The sequence below is a fragment of the Variovorax sp. 01T432 genome (assembly GCF_056398605.1).
On record NZ_JBFTPS010000007.1, the window covers coordinates 36,433 to 52,577 of the forward strand.

Annotated in this window: 18 protein-coding genes and 1 pseudogene; 8 read left to right on the forward strand and 11 right to left on the reverse strand. The window is 65.9% G+C overall.

All coding sequences use genetic code 11. The features are described 5' to 3' along the window. The first annotated feature begins 16 nt into the window (after positions 1-16). Complete coding sequence (locus AC1DNF_RS07915; protein ID WP_478148152.1) at positions 17-247, forward strand: twin transmembrane helix small protein; 231 nt, start codon at positions 17-19, stop codon at positions 245-247. Positions 248-318: 71 nt separating this feature from the next. Here the strand turns inward: AC1DNF_RS07915 and AC1DNF_RS07920 are convergent, their stop codons facing one another. The 8 genes from AC1DNF_RS07920 to AC1DNF_RS07955 form a co-directional block, all read right to left on the reverse strand. After that, positions 319-1,200 (reverse strand): cytochrome c oxidase subunit 3, encoded by an 882-nt coding sequence (locus tag AC1DNF_RS07920; RefSeq protein WP_478148022.1) that lies wholly within the window; start codon positions 1,198-1,200, stop codon positions 319-321. Positions 1,201-1,252: 52 nt separating this feature from the next. Further along, complete coding sequence (locus AC1DNF_RS07925; RefSeq protein WP_478148153.1) at positions 1,253-1,444, reverse strand: DUF2970 domain-containing protein; 192 nt, start codon at positions 1,442-1,444, stop codon at positions 1,253-1,255. Between the two features lie 14 nt (positions 1,445-1,458). Next, complete coding sequence (locus tag AC1DNF_RS07930; RefSeq protein WP_478148023.1) at positions 1,459-2,088, reverse strand: cytochrome c oxidase assembly protein; 630 nt, start codon at positions 2,086-2,088, stop codon at positions 1,459-1,461. 8 nt (positions 2,089-2,096) lie between these two features. Beyond that, positions 2,097-2,207, reverse strand: a complete 111-nt coding sequence (locus tag AC1DNF_RS07935; RefSeq protein ID WP_478148024.1) for a cytochrome oxidase small assembly protein — start codon at positions 2,205-2,207, stop codon at positions 2,097-2,099. Positions 2,208-2,220: 13 nt separating this feature from the next. After that, on the reverse strand, positions 2,221-3,849 hold the full coding sequence (gene ctaD / locus AC1DNF_RS07940) for a cytochrome c oxidase subunit I (protein WP_478148025.1): 1,629 nt from the start codon (positions 3,847-3,849) through the stop codon (positions 2,221-2,223). 48 nt (positions 3,850-3,897) lie between these two features. Then, entirely contained in the window at positions 3,898-5,067 is a 1,170-nt protein-coding gene (gene coxB, locus AC1DNF_RS07945; RefSeq protein ID WP_478148026.1) for a cytochrome c oxidase subunit II, read from the reverse strand. A 68-nt stretch (positions 5,068-5,135) separates the two neighbouring features. Next, positions 5,136-5,612, reverse strand: coding sequence for a DUF2244 domain-containing protein (locus AC1DNF_RS07950; RefSeq protein WP_478148154.1), 477 nt, complete (start codon positions 5,610-5,612; stop codon positions 5,136-5,138). Positions 5,613-5,735: 123 nt separating this feature from the next. Then, positions 5,736-6,650 carry a methyltransferase domain-containing protein gene (locus AC1DNF_RS07955; RefSeq protein ID WP_478148027.1) on the reverse strand — a complete coding sequence of 305 codons (915 nt, stop codon included), beginning with the start codon at positions 6,648-6,650 and terminating at the stop codon, positions 5,736-5,738. A gap of 22 nt (positions 6,651-6,672) precedes the next feature. On the opposite strand from AC1DNF_RS07955, the pseudogene AC1DNF_RS07960 reads away from it, so the two are divergent. Together AC1DNF_RS07960 and AC1DNF_RS07965 are read left to right on the forward strand one after the other, a co-directional pair. Further along, a pseudogene (locus AC1DNF_RS07960) lies at positions 6,673-7,388 on the forward strand (phosphoribosyltransferase family protein). Positions 7,389-7,405: 17 nt separating this feature from the next. After that, positions 7,406-7,867, forward strand: a complete 462-nt coding sequence (locus tag AC1DNF_RS07965; RefSeq protein WP_478148028.1) for a tRNA (cytidine(34)-2'-O)-methyltransferase — start codon at positions 7,406-7,408, stop codon at positions 7,865-7,867. Positions 7,868-7,939: 72 nt separating this feature from the next. On the opposite strand, the gene AC1DNF_RS07970 is transcribed toward AC1DNF_RS07965, so the two are convergent. Beyond that, on the reverse strand, positions 7,940-8,398 hold the full coding sequence (locus tag AC1DNF_RS07970; RefSeq protein ID WP_478148029.1) for a MaoC family dehydratase: 459 nt from the start codon (positions 8,396-8,398) through the stop codon (positions 7,940-7,942). A 68-nt stretch (positions 8,399-8,466) separates the two neighbouring features. Further along, a complete protein-coding gene (locus tag AC1DNF_RS07975) occupies positions 8,467-9,087 on the reverse strand; it encodes a nucleotide-binding protein (RefSeq protein ID WP_478148030.1) in 621 nt (206 codons plus the stop codon). A gap of 68 nt (positions 9,088-9,155) precedes the next feature. On the opposite strand from AC1DNF_RS07975, the gene kefF reads away from it, so the two are divergent. Beyond that, positions 9,156-9,794 carry a glutathione-regulated potassium-efflux system oxidoreductase KefF gene (gene kefF, locus AC1DNF_RS07980; RefSeq protein ID WP_478148031.1) on the forward strand — a complete coding sequence of 213 codons (639 nt, stop codon included), beginning with the start codon at positions 9,156-9,158 and terminating at the stop codon, positions 9,792-9,794. Between the two features lie 2 nt (positions 9,795-9,796). Beyond that, entirely contained in the window at positions 9,797-11,650 is a 1,854-nt protein-coding gene (gene kefC, locus AC1DNF_RS07985) for a glutathione-regulated potassium-efflux system protein KefC (protein WP_478148032.1), read from the forward strand. A 30-nt stretch (positions 11,651-11,680) separates the two neighbouring features. On the opposite strand, the gene AC1DNF_RS07990 is transcribed toward kefC, so the two are convergent. After that, positions 11,681-12,547, reverse strand: coding sequence for an amidohydrolase family protein (locus tag AC1DNF_RS07990; protein ID WP_478148033.1), 867 nt, complete (start codon positions 12,545-12,547; stop codon positions 11,681-11,683). Positions 12,548-12,660: 113 nt separating this feature from the next. On the opposite strand from AC1DNF_RS07990, the gene AC1DNF_RS07995 reads away from it, so the two are divergent. Genes AC1DNF_RS07995 through AC1DNF_RS08005 form a run of 3 tightly spaced genes read left to right on the forward strand, consistent with a single transcriptional unit; the run spans position 12,661 to position 16,112 of the window. Further along, positions 12,661-13,434: a crotonase/enoyl-CoA hydratase family protein gene (locus AC1DNF_RS07995; RefSeq protein WP_478148034.1), complete on the forward strand. Its 774-nt coding sequence runs from the start codon at positions 12,661-12,663 to the stop codon at positions 13,432-13,434. A 20-nt stretch (positions 13,435-13,454) separates the two neighbouring features. After that, positions 13,455-15,329, forward strand: coding sequence for a feruloyl-CoA synthase (locus AC1DNF_RS08000; protein ID WP_478148035.1), 1,875 nt, complete (start codon positions 13,455-13,457; stop codon positions 15,327-15,329). Positions 15,330-15,347: 18 nt separating this feature from the next. Next, a complete protein-coding gene (locus AC1DNF_RS08005) occupies positions 15,348-16,112 on the forward strand; it encodes an SDR family NAD(P)-dependent oxidoreductase (RefSeq protein ID WP_478148036.1) in 765 nt (254 codons plus the stop codon). Positions 16,113-16,145 lie beyond the last annotated feature (33 nt).

Consider the following 16,145-nt stretch of genomic DNA (forward strand, 5'->3'; position numbering starts at 1 on the left):
GCGCTGGCGGCCGATAATGTGCATCATGAAATACCTTGTCGCCCTCGCCTTCCTGGGCATCCTGGCGAGTCTCGGATTCGCGCTGTTCTTCATGTTGCGGGACGGGCGCGACGGCCGTGCGAAGAGTGGCGGCATGGCGCGCGCGCTCACCTTTCGGATCGGCCTTTCGGTGCTTTTGTTCCTCTGTCTCCTGCTGGCCTGGAAACTCGGTTACATCCAGCCGGGGGGACTGCCGGTCGGCAAGTAGGTGGTGCTCGTTCCACAGCAACCATGAAAAAAGCGCCTTCCGGCGCTTTCTTGTTGTGCCGTCCCCTACGCTCAAAGCCAATAGACCAGGGTGTACAGACCGAGCCACACCACGTCCACGAAGTGCCAGTACCAGGCGGCGCCTTCGAAACCGAAGTGGCGCTCCGGCGTGAAGTGGCCGCTGCGCAGGCGCAAGGTAATGAACAGCAGCATCAGCATGCCGATGAACACGTGCAGGCCGTGGAAGCCCGTCAGCATGAAGAAGGTCGACCCATAAGCACCGGAGCTGAGCTTGAGGTTCAGTTCAGTGTAAAGGTGATGGTATTCGTAGCCTTGAACGCCAAGGAAGGTGGCGCCGAGCAGCACGGTCAGCCACATGAAGCGGATCGTCTGCGCACGGTGACCGGCACGCAGGGCGTGGTGGGCGATGGTGAGCGTGACGCCGGAACTCAGCAGCAGAGCCGTATTGATGGTCGGCAGCCAGAAGGGGCCTACCGTCTGGAAGGGCTCGACGATGTCGGCCGGCGAACCGGTCGCGCCAACGGCCACGCTGGGCCACACGGCCTTGAAGTCGGGCCACAGCAAGGCGTTGTCGAGACTGCCGAGCGATGGCAGCGCGTGCGTGCGCGTCCACCACAGGGCGGTGAAGAAGGCGCCGAAGAACATCACTTCCGAGAAAATGAACCAGCTCATGCTCCAGCGGAACGAGAGGTCGACCTTGTGGCCGTACTGGCCGCTCTCGCTCTCGGCGATCGACTGCCGGAACCAGACGAAGAGAGTGGCGAGCCACATCACCATGCCGACCAGGAGCGACCAGGCGCCCCATTCGTGGCCGTTGATCCATTGCGCGGCACCGAAGATGACGAACAACAGGCCGGTCGCAGCCATGACCGGGTAGGCCGATGGCCCGGGCACGAAATAGTAGGGCGTGGTGCCGTGGGTGGTTGAACTCATATCAGGTCCTGGCTTTCTTCTCTCGATTCAAATTCCGTGGGAGTGCTTCTTCTCAGTGCGCGACAACCCAGCGCACAAGCAGGATCAGGCCGCCGACAAACAATGCGACACCGACAAAGGCGACCGCGATGATGTGCAGGGGATTGAGCTTGCCGAGATCGTCCTGGTAGGCGCTGTTCTTGCGCACGCCAAAAAACGACCAGCCTACAGCCTTCACTGTCTGCCACAGCGACCCCTTTCGCATGGCGCCTTGCGCGCTCACGAACGCGGCTCCGTGGATGCGGGCACAGCAGTGTTCGCCGCCACCGGCGCCGGCGGCGTCTTGCCGCCCACCTCGAAGAAGGTGTACGACAGCGTGATCGTCTTGACGTCCTTGGAGATCTTCGGATCGATCACGAAGGCGACCGGCCACTCCTTCTTTTCGCCGGAATCGAGCGTGTACTGGTTGAAGCAGAAACACTCGACCTTGTTGAAATACGCGGCCGCCTGCTGGGGCGCATAGCTCGGGATCGCCTGCGCCGACATGCGGCGGTTCTGCACGTTCTGGAACTCGTACATCACCGTATTGAGCTGGCCTGGATGCACTTGCATCGAATTCTGCGCGGGCTTGAAGTCCCAGAGCCCCCGCACGTTCGAGTCGAACTCGACCGTGATGGTGCGGCTCATGTCGACCTGCGTGTTGCCGGGTAGGCGCACGTCCTTGCCGCCGCTCGCGCCGCCGGGCACTTCGAGTTCCGACAGCGCAAGAATATTGATGCCGGTCATTTCGCAGATGGCGCGATAGAGCGGCACCAGCGCATAGCCAAATCCGAACATGCCGGCCGCGACGACTGCCAGCTTGCCGACCATGCGGACGTTCTCGCGACGAATGCGTTGACCGATGCCCATGGGGACTCCTAGTGACCGAACCAGACCATGCGGACGATGAAACCGATGAAGAACAGCAGCGCGATGGAGGCCAGTGTCAGCCCCATGCGTCGGTTGCTTTTCTTTTGTTCAGGTGTCATCACGCGATGCGCTTCAGCCGATGACCTTGGTGGCGGTGACGTCCAGCCGCGGCGGGTTTTCGAATGTATGGAACGGTGCGGGCGAAGGCACTTCCCATTCGAGGCCTTCGGCGGCTTCCCAAGGCTTCTGTGTCGCCTTCTCACCCTTGCCAAGCATGGTGGGCAGCACGATGAACAGGAAGAAATAGACCTGCGCGAAACCGAAGAAGAACGCACCGATCGACGCCACGGCGTTGAAATCGGCGAACTGCATCGGGTAGTCCGCGTAGCGCCGCGGCATGCCGGCCAGGCCCAGGAAGTGCATCGGGAAGAAGGTGACGTTGAACGAGATCAGCGACCACCAGAAGTGGATCTTGCCCCGCGTTTCGTTGTACATCACGCCGGTCCACTTGGGCGACCAGTAGTAGAAGCCCGAGAACATCGCGAAGAGCGAACCCGCCACCAGCACGTAGTGGAAGTGGGCCACGACATAGTAGGTATCCTGCAGCTGCGTGTCGATCGGCGCGACCGCAAGGATCAGACCCGTGAAGCCGCCCATGGTGAACACGAAGATGAAGCCCACGGCGAACAACATCGGCGTCTCGAAGGTCATCGAGCCCTGCCACATCGTCGCGATCCAGTTGAAGATCTTCACGGCCGTCGGCACGGCGATCAGCATGGTCGCGTACATGAAGAACAGCTGACCGGTGAGCGGCATGCCGGTCGTGAACATGTGGTGCGCCCACACGATGAAGGACAGGATGGCGATCGACGAGGTCGCATAGACCATCGACGCGTAGCCGAACAGGCGCTTGCGGGCGAATGCGGGCACGACCTGGCTGATGATGCCGAAGGCCGGCAAGATCATGATGTAGACCTCGGGGTGGCCGAAGAACCAGAAGATGTGCTGGTACATCACCGGGTCGCCGCCGCCGGCGGGGTTGAAGAAGCTGGTACCGAAATGGCGATCGGTCAGCGTCATCGTGATGGCGCCGGCGAGCACCGGCATCACGGCGATGAGCAGATAGGCGGTGATGAGCCAGGTCCAGCAGAACATCGGCATCTTCATCAGCGTCATGCCAGGAGCGCGCATGTTGAGGATGGTCACGATGATGTTGATCGAGCCCATGATCGACGACGCGCCCATGATGTGCATCGCGAAAATGCCGGCGTCCATCGACGGCCCCATCTGCAGCGTGAGCGGCGCATAGAGCGTCCAGCCCGCGGCCGGTGCGCCGCCGGGCATGAAGAACGAGCCCACCAGCATCAGCGCGGCCGGGATCAGCAGCCAGAAGCTGAAGTTGTTCATCCGCGCGAAGGCCATGTCGGATGCGCCGATCTGCAGCGGGATCATCCAGTTCGCGAAGCCGACGAAGGCCGGCATGATCGCGCCGAACACCATGATCAAGCCGTGCATGGTGGTGAACTGGTTGAAGAGCTCAGGGTTCACCAGTTGGAGCCCCGGCTGGAACAGCTCGGCGCGGATCATCAGCGCGAGCACGCCACCCACCATCAGCATGGTGAAGGAGAACAGCAGGTACAGCGTGCCGATGTCCTTGTGGTTGGTCGCGAACACCCAGCGGCGCCAGCCGTGCGGGGCGCCATGGTGATCGTCGTGCACGTCGCCGTGGACGTGGCCGTGGGGGTCGAGGACTGCGCTCATCTTGGTATTCCTTGCAAACTCTTCGTCGTGCGTCGTGGGGCGGCCGGCTTACTTGCCGCGCTGCGCCAGCACTTCAGCCGGCTGCACCAACTGACCCGTCTTGTTCGACCAGCTGTTCTTCGTGAAGCTCACCACGGCTGCGATGTCGGTATCGCTCAGCTGCTTCCACGAAGGCATGGCGCCATTGTTCTGGCCGTTCAGCACCACATGGATCTGCCTGTTGTGATCGGCGTCCAGCACGGTCGGCGAACCGTCAAGCGGCTTGATCGGGCCGCCGCCCTTGCCGTTCGCCTGGTGGCAGGCCGCGCAATTGGCCGCATAGACCTTCTCGCCGCGCGCCAGGATCTCCGGCAGCGCCCAGACCTTGTTCGGGTCGTCCTGCTTGGCGGCTGCTTCCTTGCGCTTGCCGTCCACCCAGGCGGTGTAATCCGCGGCGGCGACCACCTTGACATGGATCGGCATGTAGGCATGTTCCTTGCCGCACAGCTCCTGGCATTGGCCGTAGTAGTCGCCCACCTTCTCGGCGCGGAACCAGGTGTCGCGCACGAAGCCCGGGATCGCGTCCTGCTTCAGGCCGAGTTGCGGCACGGCGAAGGCGTGGATCACGTCGTTGGCCGTTGTGATGATGCGAACCTTGGTATTGACCGGCACGACCAACGGGTTGTCGACCTTGAGGAGGTAGTCGTCCGGCATGTCGCCCTTGGCGCCGTTGTCGGACATTGCACGCTGCGAGCTGTCGAGGGTGGAGATGAAGGAGAGGCCCTCGCCTTCACCCTTGAGGTAGTCATAGCCCCACTTCCACTGGTAGCCCGTGGTCTTGATCGTGAGGTCGGCGTTGGTGGTGTCCTTCTGGGCCACCAGCACCTTGGTGGCTGGTAGCGCCATCAGGATGACGATGAGGAAGGGCACGATGGTCCAGATGACCTCGACCACCACCGACTCGTGGAAGTTCGCGGCCTTGTGGCCCACCGACTTGCGGTGCTTCCAGATCGAATAGAACATGACCGCGAACACGGCCACGAAGATCACGGTGCACAGCACCATCATCACCGTGTGCAGGAAATGCTGTTCCTGCGCGATCTTGGTGACACCGACCGGGAGATTCAACTGACGCACCGACGGGCCGCCAGGCAGATCATTGACTGCGTGCGCCGCGCCGCTGAACGCCGCGCCGGCCGCCAGCAGCAGATTCGCCGGCTTGTACCAATTGCTCTTCATCGTGTTCACTTCTTCAATTTTCAGTTAACCCCACCGGCCCCACCCTCGGTGCGGCACTTCGCAGCCGCTCAGGCACCGCGCAATGCCATGCGAATCTCGCGCGCCAGCGCCGCGCGCAATTCCGGGCGCACATAGCGCCCCACCCTGACCGAACGACCCTGACCCGAGACCTCGATCAGCGAACGATCGCTGGCCTGGGGCTCTACCCGCACCTGGTGCGGCAAGAATTCCGTGCGTTCATAGTGCCCACCGTTCTCGAGCTCGACCACCAGCCGGCCGCCTTGCAGGGCGATCTTCTCGCCGTCGGTCGCGTGCCGCGCATACAGCACGAACGCAAAACCAACCGCGGCGAGTTCGAGCCAGGCAAATGGCAGGACGAGCCGTGCGCCATGCCACCAAAAAACGGTTCCGATGCCCAGCGACAACACACACAGCGACACGTACAGCCAGCCGAGCTGGCTCGGCGTGACCGAGCAGTTGCGCTTCAGGAACCAGTGGATGTTCTGGCCTGAAACAGTGGCAAAACGAAACACGGAATTCGACACAGGCGAGTTCAGCAAATCGGTGCGTCGAAACGTTGTCAAACCAAAGTCGGACAGGCCTCGATCACGGGACAATACCCGGGAGTTCACGCAGCGCCGGATTGTAGCGGGTCAAGGAGGCCCGGCTCAGCCGCCCGGGCGACCGCGTTGAAGCATGGAGCGCATCTCTCGCAGCGAGACCGCGCTTTCCGCCGAAAGAGCGACGCGCGGCGCGGGCTTGAACGCATGTCCGTAGATGATTTCGAAGGTCAGCGCGATCCGGCCTTCGCCCTCGTCGGCGGGGGCGAGTTCCGGCAATGCATTGCCCAGCGCGCGGCGCCAGGCCTTGCCGCGCAGCGCAGGGAAGCGGCCGGGATGGAGGTTGCGCCCGAGTGTGCGCAATTCGGCCAGCGCCGCATCCGCGCTGGCCCAGGTGAGAACGATGCGCTCCATGTCCATCACCGGCTCCGCGAAGCCCGCGCCCACCAGCATGTCGCCCCAATCGTGCATGTCGGTGAACTCATGGCTGGCGGGGGGCCATCCCAGGCGCTGGTGCAGCGCGCGCAATTCCATGAGGGTGTCGGGCCCGAAGCACGAGAACATCAGGAAACCGTCAGTCGCGACCAGGCGGTGCCAGCGCCCGATCAAGGCCTGCGGGTCGGCGGCCATGTGGAGTGCCATGTTGGCCCAGAGCAGGTCCACGCCCTCTTCGGGTGGCGGGGTGAAGCTCGGCTGCGAAGCCTGCCAGCGCCGCGCGGACCACCAGGGCGCGGCGAGTGCCTTGTCCGTGGCCGGAACGAGCGCCGCCTCCGGCTCGATCACGAAGGGCTTCGCGTCGCGATAGCGGCGCGCGACCAGCGCATGCGCCTCCAGGCCACCGCGCAGCGGCGCCCAGTCGGCCCAGCTGCGCGGCTGGGCCTTGATCCATTGCAGGCGGTCCTCCATGCGGCGGCCGATTTCCTCGTGCAGCCATGGAGAGACGGACGCAGGCGCGAGCCGCTCCCAGCGGGCGGCCGCCGTGGCATCGATGGTCGGCGGACGCTGGGCGGGATCGGTCGGCATGGGGCGCTCAGTATATTGAGGGATGCCCAACCCCTGGATTGAACGGCCTTACTCATCCTTGCTCGCGCGGCTGCCGAGCCAATGCGCCGTATGCCGAGCCTGGCCCTCGCAGCCCGTATGCAACGCCTGCGTGGCGCGCTTCGCTCCGCCGGCCTCGCGCTGCGCCACCTGCGCGCTTCCGGTACCGGTCGAAGTGACCCGGTGCGGAGATTGCACAGGCATCCGCCGCCGCTCGACGCCTGCCTGGCGGCCTGTCCCTATGCATGGCCGTGGCCCGAGGCCATCGCCGAGTTCAAGTTTCGCGGCGATGCGGGGAGGGCGGCACCGCTGTCGACCCTGCTGCGGAGCGCGCCCTGGGTGGAACCGGCCCTCGAGCAGGCCGAACTCGTGCTGCCGATGCCACTGGCCCCGGCGCGGCTGCGCGAACGCGGCTTCAACCAGGCCCACGAACTCGCCCGACGCCTGGCACCCCGCAAGACCGATGCCACGCTGCTGCTGCGCACCCGCGAGACGCCGGCGCAAAGCGGCCTCACACGCGCGCAGCGGCTGATCAACCTGCGCGGCGCTTTTGCCCTGGACCCCTTGCGCGCGGCGGCGGTGCGCGCGCGGCGCGTCGTGCTGGTCGATGACGTGATGACCAGCGGGGCTTCGCTCTTTGCCGCAGCGCAGGTGCTGCGCACCGGTGGCGCCGCGCACATCACGGCCATCGTGCTGGCGCGAACGGAGCTGCCCGCCTGACCGCGACAATCGACGCCATGTTCCACATCGTCCTGGTCGAGCCCGAGATTCCACCCAACACCGGCAACGTGATCCGGCTGGCGGCCAATACCGGCTGTACGCTGCATCTGGTCGAACCGCTCGGTTTCTCGATGGATGACAGGCTGCTGCGCCGCGCTGGACTGGATTATCACGAGTACGCCGAGGTGCGACGCCACGCGGATTGGCCCGCACTCATCGAGACCGAAGCGCCGGCACCCGACCGGATGTTCGCGCTGACGACGCACGGCACGCGCGGCGTGCACGACGTGGCTTTCCGCCCTGGCGACTGGCTGGTGTTCGGCTCGGAAACGCGGGGACTGGCGCCCGCATTGCGAGAGCGTTTTCCGCCGCAGCAACGCTTGCGACTCCCGATGCGCGAGGGCCAGCGCAGCCTGAACCTGTCGAACGCGGTGGCCGTGACCGTGTTCGAGGCATGGCGGCAAAACCGGTTTGGATGACCCTCAGGCGCCGCCGGTATTGCCCCCCAAGAGGGTAGGCGTACCGACACGAAGTGCGGGACGCCTGGGTGGCTACCTGTACCGCCTGACGACCGACTCCGCCACGCACGCCGGCTTGGGCGAGCCCTCGAGTTCGATGGTCGTTTCCCAGATCATCTGGATGCCGTCGTCGGCAATCGGCTCCGAGCTCAGGAGCTTCATGCGACCCCGCAGGCGAGCGCCCACCGGGACGGGCGCCATGAATCGAACACGGTTGAGCCCGTAGTTGACGCCCATGCGCGACTCGGTGACCGTGAAGGCGGTCTCGTAGAACTTCGGCAGCAGCGACAGGGTCAGGAAGCCGTGGGCGATCGGGCCGCCGAAGGGGCCGGTCTTCGCTCTCTCGACATCCACGTGAATCCACTGATGATCACCGGTCGCCTCGGCGAACTGGTTCACCTGCTGCTGCGTGATCGTGATCCAGTCGCTCACGGCGACTTCCTGGCCGACGCAGGCGGCGAGATCCTGAAGGGTCTGGAATGTCTTGGTCATGCGGCCACTCTAGCCGCGCGAAAGCGCCGCGCGTGTCGATGCCGGGACATCCGGACCCAGGGAAAACCTTAGGCGTCGAGCCACTCGCGGATCGGCTCCCATTGCTCGAGATCCCGCTGCACCCGCCCCGGCGCGATATCGAACAGCGTCAGCCCGCGGGCCGCGAGTTGCACGTAGTTCTGCGTGTCGCGCAACTCGCCCAGCACCGGCACGTCCAGTCCGGCGACGAACTCCCGCAAGCGATCGGCCGCCAGGGTACGGGCATCCACGCGCATGCCGACCAGCGCGATCTTCGTCTTGCCGGCGTGCCGGTTGGCGAGCAGCTTATCCAGGAAGTCCCGGGTGGCGTAGATGTCGAAGATGCTGGGCTGCAGCGGCACCAGGACCTTGTCGGCCACCGCCACCACTTCCTTAAAGCGCGCGCCATGCAGCCCGGCCGGCGTATCGAGCACGGCGTGCGTGGTGCCGCGCGGCGGCCGCGCCACGGTCCCGTCGTCCGCCGTCTCCCAGGTCCTGATCTCGCGCGCCTGCGGCGAGCGCAGGTTCAGCCAGAGCCGCGCCGATTGCTGCCGATCGACGTCCCCCAGCATCGCCGCATGACCCCGGCTCGCGAAATAGCCCGCGATATTGGTTGCGAGCGTGGTTTTTCCAACTCCGCCCTTTGGATTGGCGACCAGGACCACCGGCATGAGAGGCTCCTCGGATGCTGAAGACAGGCGCCATGGTAGCCGTGTACGGAGTGCGATATGTTCGCGGCATGCCGACAACAACAAGCCCGGGGAGCATTCCTCGCATCTATCTGCTCGCCGCACACCCGCACTGGCGTGACTCGCGCGTCAACCGCCGGTTGCTGAGGGCCGCGCGTGATCTGCCCGGCGTCGACGCCAACGACCTCTACGCCAGCTATCCCGACTACGCGATCGACGTCGAGGCCGAACAGGCGCGCCTGGCCCGCGCCGACCTGCTGGTGCTGCTGCACCCGATCCAGTGGTATTCCATGCCGGCGCTCCAGAAGCTCTGGGTCGACGAGGTGCTGGGCTACGGCTGGGCCTACGGTCACGGCGGTCATGCGCTGGAGGGCAAGGACTGCTGGCTGGTCGCGACCACCGGCGGCCCCGAAGGCAGCTACCACCCGCAGAGCTACAACCGCTATTTCTTCGACGCCTTTCTTCCGCCCTACGAGCAGACCGCCACGCTGTGCGGCATGCGATTTCTGCCGCCTCTGCTCTTCCATGGGGCGCGCAGCGCGCCCGAAAGCGACGTGGAGGCGCACGTGGACATGTTCCGGAGCCGGCTCTCGTCCTATCCGGAGTGGCCCGAGCTCGAAGAGCTGGAAGCCTGCATGAGTTGCGACGTGCCCGAAGCCGACAGGCCCGGCGAGAGCGCGGAGGCCTGAGCATGGAGCACGCACCGGCCTGGCTCGTCAATTCCCTCATCTACCTCGGCGCCGCGGTGCTGGTGGTGCCGTTGTCGAAGGCCCTCGGCCTGGGCTCGATCATCGGCTACCTCGCGGCCGGCATCGCCATCGGGCCGTGGGGCCTCGGCCTCGTGACCAACGTGGAGGACATCCTGCATTTCGCCGAGTTCGGCGTGGTGCTGATGCTGTTCCTGGTCGGTCTCGAACTGGAGCCCAAGCGCCTGTGGAGCCTGCGCCGCCCGATCTTCGGCTGGGGTTCGGCCCAGGTCCTGGCTTGTGCCGCCGTGCTGTTCCTGGTCGGCTGGGCCGGCGGCGCCAGCTGGCGCATTGCGCTGGTGGCGGCCCTGGGGCTGGCCCTGTCCTCGACCGCGATCGCGCTCCAGGTCCTGGGCGAGCGCAACCTGCTGCCAACGGCGAGCGGGCAGGCCGAGTTCTCGATCCTGCTGTTCCAGGATGTGGCCGCCATCCCGATCCTGGCGCTGCTGCCGCTGCTGGCGGTCGGCCCCGACGCGGGCCAGGGGCTCACGGGCGAGGGCCGCGCCCTCGAGGGCCTGAAGATCGTCGCGGTCGTCGGCGGCATCGTGCTCGGCGGCCGGTTGGCAATCCGCCCGCTGTTGCGCTGGATCGCGCGCAGCAACACGCCCGAGATCTTCACCGCGGCATCCCTCCTGCTGGTCGTCGCCATCGCCGCGCTGATGCAGTTCATCGGCCTGTCGATGGCCCTGGGCGCCTTCCTGGCCGGCGTGCTGCTGGCGGAGAGCGAATACCGGCGCGAGCTCGAAACCGACATCGAACCTTTCAAGGGCCTTCTGCTGGGCCTGTTCTTCATCGCGGTCGGGATGAGCATCGACTTTGGCGTGCTCATCGCGCGGCCCGGGCTCATGGCGCTGGTTGTCATCGGCTTCCTCCTGTTCAAGTTCGTGGTGATCTACGCGCTCGCCACGCTGATGGACGTGCCCAAACAGGAGCGACCGGTATTCACCCTGCTGCTGGCGCAGGGCGGCGAATTCGCCTTCGTCGTGTTCCAGGCGGCCGGGCCGGATGTACTCTCGCCCGGTGTCGCCTCATTCCTGATCGCAGCCGTCGCGCTGTCGATGCTTGTGTCGCCACTGCTGCTGGTGGCCATCGACAAATGGGTCACGCCGCGCTTCAGCGCCTACGACGCCGTGACGATGAAGGAGATCTCGGAGCAGCAGGATGCGAAGGTGCTGATCTGCGGCTTCGGGCGCTATGGCCAGATCATGGGACGCATGCTGAGCGCGCAAGGCCTCAAGCTCACCGTGCTCGACCACGACCCCGACACCATCGAGAGCCTGCGCGAGTTCGGCTTCCGGGTCTTCTACGGCGACGCGACCCGGCTCGACCTCCTGCGCACGGCCGGCGCCGGCACCGCCGAAGTGCTGGTGGTCGCGGTCGACGGCATCGAGCAGTCGCTCGCGATCGTCGACCTCGCGCGCGAGAATTTTCCGAACGCGCGCATCGTGGCACGGGCGCGCAACGTGGGCCACCTGTTCCAGCTGCTCGACCGCAAGGTGGAGTTCGTCGAGCGCGAGATGTTCGAATCCTCGCTGCGCAGCGCCCGCTCGGTGCTCGAGGGATTGGGCTGGCCGGCACACGAGGCGCGCGAGGCCGCGATGCGCTTCCGGCGTGGCAATATCCAGCTCATGTACGACATCTACCCTCACTACAAGGACCGCGCCAAGCTGATTGCGGTCTCCAAGGAAGGCCGGCAGCAGTTCCAGGAGCAGTTAGAGCGCGAGCGCGCACAGCGGGCGCAGCGGCGCTCCGGCAGCGACTGGAACCCGGGCACGGACGAAGAACAGCCTCGGCCCTGAGGCCGCTCAGGGCCGGGTGCGGCCTCTACTCTAGGCGTCGAGCTTGAGCAGCCGCACTGCATTGCCCTTGAGGATGCCGGGCATCACCTCGGGTTTGAAACCGGCGTCCTCAAAGTCCTTCATCCAGCGATCGGGCGTTATCAATGGGTAGTCGCTGCCGAAGAGAATGCGGTCCTTCAGCAGCGTATTGGCGTATTGCACCAGTTGCTTCGGAAAGTACTTGGGACTCCAGCCCGACAGGTCGATCCAGACATTGGGTTTGTGCGTCGCGACGCTGAGCGCCTCGTCCTGCCACGGGAAGCTGGGATGCGCCATGACGATCTGCATGTCCGGGAAGTCGATCGCCACGTCATCCAGGTGCATCGGATTGCTGTACTCGAGCCGCAAGCCGCCGCCGCAGCGCATGCCCGAGCCGATGCCGCTGTGGCCGGTGTGGAACACCGCCGGCAAGCCATATTCGTTGATCACCTCGTAGATCGGCCAGGCCATCTTGTCGTAAGGGTGGTAGCCCTGCACCGTCGGATGGAACTTGAAGCCCTTGACGCCGTGCTCCTCGATCAGGCGCCTGGCCTCGCGCGCACCCATCTTTCCCTTGTGCGGATCGATGCTGGCGAAGGCGATCATGATGTCGCTGTTCTTCCGCGCCGCCTCCGCGATCTCCTCGTTCGGGATGCGCCGCCGACCCATGTTCGACTCGGCATCGACCATGAACATCACCAGGCCGATCTTGCGTTCCCGGTAGTAGTCGATGCTTTCCTGGATGGTCGGCCTGCGGCCCGACTTGAAATATTTATCCGCCGCGCGATCGTATTCCTCGCCATAGTTGTCGAAGGGATTCCAGCAACTCACCTCGGCGTGCGTGTGGGTGTCTATCGCGATCAGGTTCCGATGGTCCATGGCGTGTCTCCGAATGAATTCGAGCTAGGGTAAATCCTCATGCCGGGCAAGCTCGCGCGGCTTGAATTGATTATTTTATATAACCATAATCGATCGTACTCCGGAATGCAATCATGAACTCAACCGATCTCCAGCTCGAGCTTCGCGACGACATCGCGATCATCCGCCTCACGCGTGCGGCCAAGCGCAACGCGCTGTCGGATTCATTGATCCTGACGCTGCGCAACACCTTCGAGAGCCTGCCCTCCACGGTGCGCGCGGCGGTGATCGACGGCGAGGGTCCGCACTTCTGCGCCGGACTGGACCTGTCCGAACTGAAGGAGCGCGATGCCGGCCAGGGCATGCAGCATTCGCGCATGTGGCATGCGGCGCTGGAACTGGTACAGCACGGCCCCGTGCCGGTCGTCGCGGCGCTGCACGGCGCGGTGGTCGGCGGCGGGCTCGAACTCGCCAGCGCCTGCCACATCCGCGTTGCCGACACCACGACCTTCTATGCGCTGCCCGAGGGCTCGCGCGGCATCTTCGTCGGCGGCGGCGGCTCAGTGCGCATCCCCAAGCTCATCGGTGCCGCGCGCATGACCGACATGATGATGACCGGCCGCGTCTACAACGCCGAGGACGGCGAACGCGCCGGCTTCGCGCAGTACCTGGTGGCCGAAGGCACGGCCTTCGACAAGGCGGTCGAGCTCGCGCAGCGCGTGGCCACCAACGCGCCGTTGACCAACTACGCACTGATGCATGCGCTCCCGCGCATCACCGAGCAGTCGGCGGACCACGGCTTTTTCACCGAGGCGCTGATGTCCGGCATCGCCCAGAGCGCGCCCGAAGCCAAGGAACGGGTGCGCGATTTCCTGGAAGGCAAGGCGGCCAAGGTGCAGAAGAGCTGACCCGGCGCCGAGAGATCCCCATGCAAGTCCACACCTCTGCCGCAGCCCCGCCCCGATACCGCCCGCTGACCTTCGGCGTGCGTCAAGTCCGCATGCGCGAAGGCGCATCCGGCGCGCGTTACCTGGAAGCGGCCGAACCGCTCAATGACTATGCGCAGCGCATCACCGACCGCCTGCTGCACTGGGCACAGGCCGCGCCGGACAGAAGCTTCATGGCGCGCCGGGAGCAGCACCCCGACGGCAGCACCGGCGACTGGCAACATCTCAGCTACGCGCAGGCTTTGCAGGGCGCCCGCCGCATCGGCCAGGCCCTGCTCGAGCGTGGCCTGAGCGCCGAGCGGCCGGTCGTCATCCTGAGCGAGAACAGCCTCGAGCACGCATTGCTGTCGCTCGGCTGCATCTACGCCGGCATTCCCTACTGCCCCGCCTCGCCGGCGTACTCGACCATCAGCCAGGACTACGACAAGCTGCGCCACATCTTCGAGACGCTCACGCCGGGCCTCGTGTTCGCGAGCGACGCGTCGCGATTCGGCCGCGCGATCGATGCCGTCGTCCCACCGGGGATCGAGGTCGTTCTCCACCAGGGCGAAATCGCGGGCCGTGCCGTCACGGCCTTCGACAGCCTGCTGGCGACGCCGGCCACACCGGCCGTGGACGCCGCGATGGAAGCCACCGGGCCGGACACCATCACCAAGTTCCTCTTCACCTCGGGCTCGACCAAGATGCCCAAGGCGGTCATCAACACGCAGCGCATGTGGTGCGCCAACCAGGTGCAGATCGCCCAGTCGATGCCGGCGCTGGCCGAGGAGCCGCCGGTGCTGGTCGACTGGCTGCCCTGGAACCATACCTTCGGCAGCAACCACAACGTCGGCATCACGCTCTACCACGGCGGCACGCTCTATATCGACGACGGCAAGCCCACCCCCGCGCTCATGGGCGAGACGCTGCGCAACCTGCGCGAGATCGCGCCCACCGTCTACTTCAACGTGCCGACCGGTTTCGAAGCCATCGCCCACGCGATGCAGGACGACGCGCGGCTGCGCAAGACCCTGCTCTCGCGCGTGCGCATGTTCTTCTATTCCGGCGCTGGGTTGGCGCAGCCCATCTGGGACCTGCTGCACGCCATCCAGGAGGCCGAGATCGGCGAGCGCATCGTCATGGCGACCGGCCTCGGCATGACCGAGTCCGGCCCTTCCGCGATGTTCGTCAACAGCCCCGACGTGCGCGCCGGCGACGTCGGCGTGCCGACGCCGGGCATGACGCTCAAGCTGGTCGACGTCGACGGCAAGACCGAAGTGCGCTATCGCGGCCCCAACGTCACGCCCGGCTACTGGCGCGCACCGGAAGCCACCCGCGAAGCCTTCGACGACGAAGGCTTCCTGTGCACCGGCGATGCGGTGCAATGGATCGACGAGGCGAACATCCATCGCGGCCTGCGCTTCGACGGCCGCATCGCCGAAGACTTCAAGCTCGCCACCGGCACCTTCGTCAGCGTCGGTCCGCTGCGCGCGAAGATCATCGCCGCGGGCGCGCCCTACGTGCAGGATGTCGTCCTCACCGGCATCAACCTGAAGGAAGTCGGCGCGCTGATCTTCCCGACGCAGAAGGTGCGCGAACTCGCCGGCCTTGCGCCCGACGCCCCGCTGCGCCAGGTGGTTGAAAGCGCCCCCGTGCAGGCCTACTTCCAGCGCCTGCTGGACACGCTCGCGGCCTCGAGCACCGGCAGCGCCAACCGCATCGCCCGCGCGCATGTCGTGTTCGAGCCGCCGTCCATTGACCGGGGCGAGGTCACCGACAAGGGCTCCATCAACCAGCGCGCCGTGCTGAAGCACCGCGCCGCGCTGGCCGAGGCCCTGCACACAGACGCCCTGCCTTTCACATTGAAGCCCCGATAACCCCCGAGGAGACACAGCATGAAGATCGAAGGACAAGCCGCACTCGTGACCGGCGGCGCATCCGGCCTGGGCGAAGCCACGGCGCGCGAACTCGCGCGGCTCGGCGCCAAGGTGGCCGTGCTCGACGTCAATGCCACCCTGGCAGAGAAGGTCGCGGCCGAGATCGACGGCATCGCGTGCGTCTGCGACATCACCAATGCCGACAGCGTCAACGCCGCACTCGACAAGGCCGGCGCCGCGCACGGCCCCGCGCGCATCCTGATGAACGTCGCGGGCATCGGCAGCGCCAGGCGCATCGTCGGCAAGGACGGCAACGCCGCGCCGCTCGAAGACTTCGCGCGCGTGGTGAACGTCAACCTGATCGGCGCCTACAACATCAGCCGGCTCTATGCCGCGCGATGCGTCAAGCTCGACCCGCTGGAAGGCGGCGAGCGCGGCGTGATGATGTTCACCGCCTCGGTCGCGGCCTTCGACGGCCAGGTCGGCCAGCAGGCCTACAGCGCCTCGAAGGGCGGCCTGGTCGGCATGACACTGCCGATGGCGCGCGACCTGGCGCAGCACGGCATCCGCGTCTGCACCATCGCCCCGGGCCTGTTCGCGACGCCGCTGCTGAAGGAGCTGCCGGAGGCGGTCCAGCAATCGCTGGCCGCCTCGATTCCCTTCCCGCCGCGCCTGGGCAAGCCCTCCGAGTTCGCCGAACTTGCCTGCCACATCGTGACCAACGGCCACCTCAACGGCGAAGTGATCCGGCTCGACGGCGCGCTGCGCATGGCGCCGCGCTGAAGTCCGGGCGCGCGCCGGTGCCCCCCCGTTTCT

Excerpts from the sequence above, each read along its gene's own strand:
- AC1DNF_RS07915 (WP_478148152.1), top strand. The coding sequence starts at position 17 with ATGTGCATCATGAAATACCTTGTCGCCCTCGCCTTCCTGGGCATCCTG.
- AC1DNF_RS07920 (WP_478148022.1), bottom strand. The coding sequence starts at position 1,200 with ATGAGTTCAACCACCCACGGCACCACGCCCTACTATTTCGTGCCCGGG.
- AC1DNF_RS07925 (WP_478148153.1), bottom strand. The coding sequence starts at position 1,444 with ATGCGAAAGGGGTCGCTGTGGCAGACAGTGAAGGCTGTAGGCTGGTCG.
- AC1DNF_RS07930 (WP_478148023.1), bottom strand. The coding sequence starts at position 2,088 with ATGGGCATCGGTCAACGCATTCGTCGCGAGAACGTCCGCATGGTCGGC.
- AC1DNF_RS07935 (WP_478148024.1), bottom strand. The coding sequence starts at position 2,207 with ATGACACCTGAACAAAAGAAAAGCAACCGACGCATGGGGCTGACACTG.
- ctaD (WP_478148025.1), bottom strand. The coding sequence starts at position 3,849 with ATGAGCGCAGTCCTCGACCCCCACGGCCACGTCCACGGCGACGTGCAC.
- coxB (WP_478148026.1), bottom strand. The coding sequence starts at position 5,067 with ATGAAGAGCAATTGGTACAAGCCGGCGAATCTGCTGCTGGCGGCCGGC.
- AC1DNF_RS07955 (WP_478148027.1), bottom strand. The coding sequence starts at position 6,650 with ATGCCGACCGATCCCGCCCAGCGTCCGCCGACCATCGATGCCACGGCG.
- AC1DNF_RS07965 (WP_478148028.1), top strand. The coding sequence starts at position 7,406 with ATGTTCCACATCGTCCTGGTCGAGCCCGAGATTCCACCCAACACCGGC.
- AC1DNF_RS07970 (WP_478148029.1), bottom strand. The coding sequence starts at position 8,398 with ATGACCAAGACATTCCAGACCCTTCAGGATCTCGCCGCCTGCGTCGGC.
- AC1DNF_RS07975 (WP_478148030.1), bottom strand. The coding sequence starts at position 9,087 with ATGCCGGTGGTCCTGGTCGCCAATCCAAAGGGCGGAGTTGGAAAAACC.
- kefF (WP_478148031.1), top strand. The coding sequence starts at position 9,156 with ATGCCGACAACAACAAGCCCGGGGAGCATTCCTCGCATCTATCTGCTC.
- kefC (WP_478148032.1), top strand. The coding sequence starts at position 9,797 with ATGGAGCACGCACCGGCCTGGCTCGTCAATTCCCTCATCTACCTCGGC.
- AC1DNF_RS07990 (WP_478148033.1), bottom strand. The coding sequence starts at position 12,547 with ATGGACCATCGGAACCTGATCGCGATAGACACCCACACGCACGCCGAG.
- AC1DNF_RS07995 (WP_478148034.1), top strand. The coding sequence starts at position 12,661 with ATGAACTCAACCGATCTCCAGCTCGAGCTTCGCGACGACATCGCGATC.
- AC1DNF_RS08000 (WP_478148035.1), top strand. The coding sequence starts at position 13,455 with ATGCAAGTCCACACCTCTGCCGCAGCCCCGCCCCGATACCGCCCGCTG.
- AC1DNF_RS08005 (WP_478148036.1), top strand. The coding sequence starts at position 15,348 with ATGAAGATCGAAGGACAAGCCGCACTCGTGACCGGCGGCGCATCCGGC.